4 protein-coding genes are annotated in these 5,243 nt (G+C 41.4%); all 4 read right to left on the bottom strand.

Features of this window, described 5'->3' with window-relative positions; all coding sequences use genetic code 11:
• Nucleotides 1-285: 285 nt before the first annotated feature.
• Nucleotides 286-2,511: a polysaccharide biosynthesis tyrosine autokinase gene (locus PSH48_RS20590; RefSeq protein ID WP_273612280.1), complete on the bottom strand. Its 2,226-nt coding sequence runs from the start codon at nt 2,509-2,511 to the stop codon at nt 286-288.
• Nucleotides 2,512-2,526: 15 nt separating this feature from the next.
• A complete protein-coding gene (locus tag PSH48_RS20595) occupies nt 2,527-2,961 on the bottom strand; it encodes a low molecular weight protein-tyrosine-phosphatase (protein WP_024032453.1) in 435 nt (144 codons plus the stop codon).
• A gap of 10 nt (nt 2,962-2,971) precedes the next feature.
• Nucleotides 2,972-4,087, bottom strand: a complete 1,116-nt coding sequence (locus PSH48_RS20600) for a polysaccharide export protein (protein ID WP_273612281.1) — start codon at nt 4,085-4,087, stop codon at nt 2,972-2,974.
• 141 nt (nt 4,088-4,228) lie between these two features.
• Entirely contained in the window at nt 4,229-4,597 is a 369-nt protein-coding gene (locus tag PSH48_RS20605; RefSeq protein ID WP_273612282.1) for a GxxExxY protein, read from the bottom strand.
• Between the last annotated feature and the right edge of the window lie 646 nt (nt 4,598-5,243).

Here is a 5,243-nt window from a genome sequence, read left to right on the forward strand (position 1 = left end):
TCTAGGTTCTAGGTTCTAGGTTCTAGGTTCTAGGTTCTAGGTTCTAGGTTCTAGGTTCTAGGTTCTAGGTTCTAGGTTCTAGGTTCTAGGTTCTAGGTTCTAGGTTCTAGGTTCTAGGTTCTAGGTTAATCAGTTTTAAGGTGCAAAGCGAAAAGTCAAAGCCTTTATCGGCTATAGCCTGCTCCCGCAAGCCCTATTTTCACAAAGAGAAGACAATGAGTGTAAATGAGAAGTCAAAAATGAATATCCCCACCTAGTTTATTTCCTAGCACCTAGTACCTTTCATTACTTATCCGATTTATATTCGTAGTTGTAGTAACCATAATAACCGTATGCATTACTGGCTTTTTTAACTACCCCGTTAAATACTAAGCCTTTAACATCTATACCGTTTTGATCAAAGCGATCTCGCGTTAATTCTATTTCGCGTAAATGGTTTTGGCCAAAGCGTGCTACCAATAACGTGGTGCCTGTGTGTGCACTAACTATAGCTGGGTCGGTTACCGCGAGTATTGGTGGTGTATCTATAATTACTATATCGTATGCTGCGCTTACTTCTTCTACCAGTTTACTAAAGTTGCTATGCATTAATAGCTCTGATGGGTTTGGTGGTATTTGCCCGCGGGTAATTACACTTAGGCCTTCCACTTTAGTTGTTTTGGTAACTTGCGCTAAGTTTAAGCGGCCCGATAAGTAATCACTTAGGCCGTCATCCCACTTTAAGCCAAATTGGGTTTGCAAATAGCCTTTGCGCATATCGGCATCAATAACCAGTACTTTTTTACCGCTTTGTGCCAGTACTGAGGCTAAGTTAACCGATATAAACGATTTACCCACACCTGGGCTTGGGCCCGATATAGCAATAGTATTATTTTTAGCCTCCATCATCGCAAAGTGTAAGCTGGTGCGTAGGCTACGTAGCGCCTCTATTGAAAGGTCGGCAGGGTTATCGAGTGCTAATATACTCTTAGCCTTCGCCGTTTTATTTTTTCGTGCTTTAGCAAAGCCGGTTAGCTTATCTTGGTGGTCTGAGTGCGGTACACTTGCGTATACTGGTATGCCTATGGCTTCTATCTCGCTTGGGTCTTCCACCCCTTTATGCATGGCCTTTTGTATAAGCACAATAGCAATGCTTAACATACCGCCTAACATAGTTGCCATAACCACGATTAACGCTTTTTTAGGTTTAACTGGTTTACTGGTGTTTACCTCGGCGTAATCAATAACACGTACATTGCCTACAGTGCCTGCACGTACTATGTCGAGCTCTTGGGTTTTACTAAGCAGTAAAGTGTATATTTGGTTACTTACCTCAACATCACGCTTTAAGCGTAGTAGCTCTTGTTGAGTTTCGGGCAAGTTGCCTACCTCGCCTATTAGTTGGTCTTTTTGTTTTTCTACTGCTTGAATTTGCTCAACAATACCTTGATATGACGGGTGATTTTTTTTAAATTTACGGCCAAGTTCTAGGCGTTTTAAGTTTAGCTCTTGTAGCTTAGTCTCAAGCTTTACAACTTGTTCTAATACGCCCTGAGTCTCAAGCGTTATGTTTATAGACTGCCGTTTTATTTGGTAGTCGTTGAAGCGTTGCTCGGCGTACTCTAGCTGCTTTTTAATCTCAGGTAATTGTACCTCTAAAAATTCGAGTGATTTTTGTGCCTCTGCGCTGTTGCGCTCTACGTTGCGGCGTACATAAATAGCAGCTACTTTATCCAGTACTTTTTCGGCGTAACCTGGTTTTGTGCTTTGCAGGCTTAAATTAATTATGCCTGAGTCTTTACCTTTTTCGCTTGCGCCAATGGCTGCTTGTAAATCAAGTATTGTATTTAGGCGGTCTTTACGGGTTAGTATAAACTCAGTACCTGGGCGTGCGTTAAGCTCGCGCACTGTTAAGTTAAACTTGCCGTTAGTAAGCCCCTCGCCTACTTTACCAGCGAGTATTTGGTTGCCTTCGCTATTTAAAAGCGCCACACCATTATTTGTTTGCGCGACAAGTGTAAACTCTTGGTTTACAGCAGTACGCGGTACGTCAAACCTAAATATATTGATGCTTTCGCCGCCCCAAGCGTAGCTGCTTGCACCAAAGCTTGGATCTGCAAGGTCGCCCTCGCTCATTGGCATAAATTTACGATAAGCGCGATTACCAATAAAAGGGAATAGCTTAGGCTCGGCTGTTATATCAAGCTTTAGTGTATCTACTGCCTCGCCAATAACGCTACGCGATTTAAGGAGTTCTATTTCGGTTACTGCGGCCGATGTACTTTCGAACATGCCGGCCATATCGTCAAACCCAGGGACCGATGCGCCGCCATCTTCCACTTGGATCATGGCGGTGGCTTGGTAAACCGGTGTACTTAATACAGCATAAACCACACCTACAAACATAAATAATGCGGTTATACCGGCTATAAAATATTTACGGTCGAGCAATGCACCAAGTAGTGCCATTAAGTCGATTTCTTGAGTTGGTTGCGTGGTATTTTTACTTTTATTACTTGGCTGGGCAGTCATTAAATTAGCCATTCCTTATAAATACTTTTGCCAAGCGCTGCATGCGCTATCGATTAATGTGTACACGTGTTCAAAAGCCTCTTGGCTTTGGCGGTATGGGTCGGGTATTTCGACGTTGTTAATCCATTTACCTAATAAAAAGGTTTTACCGCGTGCCTCTGGGTAACGAGCGTGTACATCGTTTAAATGGCGCTCTTCCATTACTAAAATAACGCTGTTTTGCGCTACCAAAGCTGATGTTAATTGGCGCCCTTGGTGGGCATCCATATTCACACCATTTGCCTGTGCAATTTGCTTAGCTGTGGCATCGGCGGGTTTACCTTCAAGTGCGGTTAATCCAGCCGACGATACTTTAATATTTTTACCTTCAAGCTTTTGCTTTAATACATATTCACCGGTAGGACTACGGCATATGTTACCCGCACAAACTACTAAAACTGAATCAAACATTTTTTAACCCTTAGTTTGATGAAATATCATCTAAGCTATCAACTGATGCTACCGATGGTAGTAATAAACTTATTACACGGTTCCAACGTGCAAGCGGTGCAGAGGTTACATATACAATGTCGCTTGGCTGCAATTCAAATTGCTCTGCTAGTACCATTGCTGCAATATTTTTTGCATGTAACTGATATACGTTTGCAATATAGCCCGTTTGTTCTACGTTACTTTTACGTAGTACAAATACGCCATTTGCATCTGCTGTTGCTTCATTTAGGCCGCCCGAATCACTTAACGCTTCGGCTAAATTTAAACCATAGCGATTAAGGGTTACTGAACCCGCTTTTTTTACATCGCCTAGTACAAATACCTTTTGCGCATCGTTACGGCTTACATGCACTATGTCGCCGTGCTGTAATAAACGGTTTTGCGAAATATCGCCATGGGCATAAAAATCATCAAGCTGAATAACTTCTGTTTTATCGCCTCGGGTGAAAGTAACTGTGCGCCAGTCTGCTGAATCGGTTAATCCACCAGCTTGGTTTAGCGCATCAATAAGGGTAAGCGGTATTTCGGTTACAGGGTAAACGCCAGGCTTATTTACCTCACCTGTTACGTAGGCTTTTTGGCTTCTAAAGCCTACTACTTTTACATCTACCTGTGGGTCTTCTATTACTCGGCTTAAGCGTTTTACTAGGTCGTCACGCACTTGGCTAATAGTTCGGCCTGCGGCAGGAATGTTGGGCGCATACGCGTAAGTAATTGTGCCGTCTTTTTGCACTCTAAAGCCATCAAACTCTGCGGTACGCTGTACGGCAGCAGGTATTGTAAGCTCGGGGTGATCCCACACGCCTATTGTAAGTACATCGCCAACACCAATTCTATATTCGTAATCAGTGATATTAACGCCTGCATTACTTGAAATAGGCTTAGCGGCTACTTGTTCTAACTTTTGCGTGTTTAAAAGCTGAGAGTCGATAATTTGAATGTTTACTTTTTCGAGATCTTGCTCAAGGTTATATGTTTGTTCGCCTGAGTCTATGCCTTCAAAGTGGCTACCGGGTACTATTGTACACCCTGATATTGCAAGCATTACGAGAGAAGTTGCGAGTGATTTACAGCTTAACGCCATTGTAGAATCCCAAAATTATTTTAAATATTGCGCTTGCTCACCAACCTTGGTGAGTACTTATTTTTTTAGCGGTGTAATTAAAGCATGAGGTATGTTTACGCGCAAGCGCGAATCGATTTGTTGAAGCTATCAGCTTTTCTATTAAACGCTTATTCGCTTTATACCTTCAATTAGCTTTACTTGGTTAAAGTTTATGAGTAATCCTGTTTTTATACCGCTTAATTTTAAGTATGTTATTAGCTGTGCTGTATGAATTGGCAATAGTTTATCAACTGTTTTTATTTCTATTATTAATTGCTTTGGGATTAATATATCGAGCCTATACCCTGCATCTATGGTTGTGTTTTTATATTTGATTGGTAATTTTATTTGGCTTTTTGTTGATAAACCTGCTTGCTGCAGTTCATATATTAGGCAGCTCTCGTAGCTTGATTCTAATAAACCTGGCCCTAGGTTTTTATGTACTTCAATGGCGCAACCAATTACTTTTTGAGTTAGTAAGTCTTCCATGGCGATCCTTTGCAAATTTGTCATCTTGGAATATAGACTAATTATTTAAGTTGCACATATTTTGTTCGCCACTTTTGCATTTGCTTGCTAGCTTATTTAAGTTACACATTAATTACCACCGAGAGCACAGAGGCGCTGCGCGCTACACTAAGAAGATATTAGCTTTACTAGCTCTTCTCCTTCACTTCTCCTTGTCTTCTCTATGGTGATAATAATGTTTTATTTTTATCAATTAGGTAAAAATTCAACCGCAAAACAATTTGACCACCGAGAGCACAGAGGCTCTGCGCGCTACACTGAGAAGATATTAGCTTTACTAGCTCTTCTCCTTCACTTCTCCTTGTCTTCTCTGTGGTGATAATAATGTTTTATTTTTTATCAATTAGGTAAAAATTCAACCGCAAAACAATCTGACCACCGAGAGCACAGAGGCGCTGCGCGCTACACTAAGAAGATATTAGCTTTACTAGTTCTTCTCCTTCACTTCTCCTTGGCTTCTCTGTGGTGATAATAATGTTTTCTTTATTTATCAATTAGGTAAAAATTCAACCGCAAAACAATTTGACCACCGAGAGCACAGAGGCGCTGCGCGCTACACTGAGAAGTTATTAGCTTTACTAGTTCTTCTCCTTCACTTCTCCTTGTC

Source organism: Pseudoalteromonas sp. Angola-4 (genome assembly GCF_028599265.1).
Lineage (GTDB): Bacteria > Pseudomonadota > Gammaproteobacteria > Enterobacterales > Alteromonadaceae > Pseudoalteromonas > Pseudoalteromonas atlantica.